This window comes from Bartonella sp. AA83SXKL (assembly GCF_042196965.1).
Lineage (GTDB): Bacteria > Pseudomonadota > Alphaproteobacteria > Rhizobiales > Rhizobiaceae > Bartonella.
Map to the genome: position 1 here is coordinate 1 of NZ_JBHIRG010000151.1, position 783 is coordinate 783.

Genomic DNA, 783 nt, shown 5'->3' on the forward strand with positions numbered 1-783 from the left:
CCTAAGTTCTAAAAAAATTAGCTCATTATGTGAGCTTTCCCGGATTCCGGGAGTTTTTGCCATGTCCAAGTGCTTCTCAGCACTAAAAGCAAAAAGCTGATTAGAACTCAGTACTTTACTACTCCCGGAATACTAATGCGAGGGCGCTCGCACCCGGTGGGGGACTTTAAAGTGCAAAACAAAAATCCGCATTTTAATGATATTTCTGTAGGCAAGAGAATTCGTTATAGAAGAAAGATGCTAGGACTTTCTTAAAAACAGTTAGGCCACTCCTTAGGAGTCACTTTCCAACAAATTCAGAAATATGAAAAAGGAATAAATCGTGTAGGAGCAGGACGTTTACAGGAAATTGCCACTCTATTGGATGTTTCTATTTCCTTTTTTTATGCGGATATTTCAACAAAAGAACATGTTTCATACCCTCGTAATAAAGGAATATCGAACAAAGAAGAAGATTTCCTTTTAAAAAGTTTTAGAGAACTTAAACCGAAAAAACAGAAGGCAATTTTATGGTTGATCTCTGATCAAAATGAAAGTTTTTAAAATATGCTTAGAATGTTTCACTCTCTGCTCATAAACATGCATGCATATTTTTAAAAATCACTTACCATGACGATAGTGCTCTTATTTCGTCAGAGCATAAAAACGCTTAATGATAACTTTGAAAAACTGAACTGCTGTTCAGCTCTCACTCTCTGCCACTCACCCTTCACCCCTCACCCCCCACCCTCCGCTTCTCCTCCCCCACCCCCCATTCTCCACCTCCCACCCCTCGCCCCTCCT

1 pseudogene is annotated in these 783 nt (G+C 39.7%); it reads left to right on the plus strand.

The features are described from left to right. Positions 1-135: 135 nt before the first annotated feature. Positions 136-543, plus strand: a pseudogene (locus ACFINO_RS10255) (helix-turn-helix domain-containing protein). Positions 544-783 lie beyond the last annotated feature (240 nt).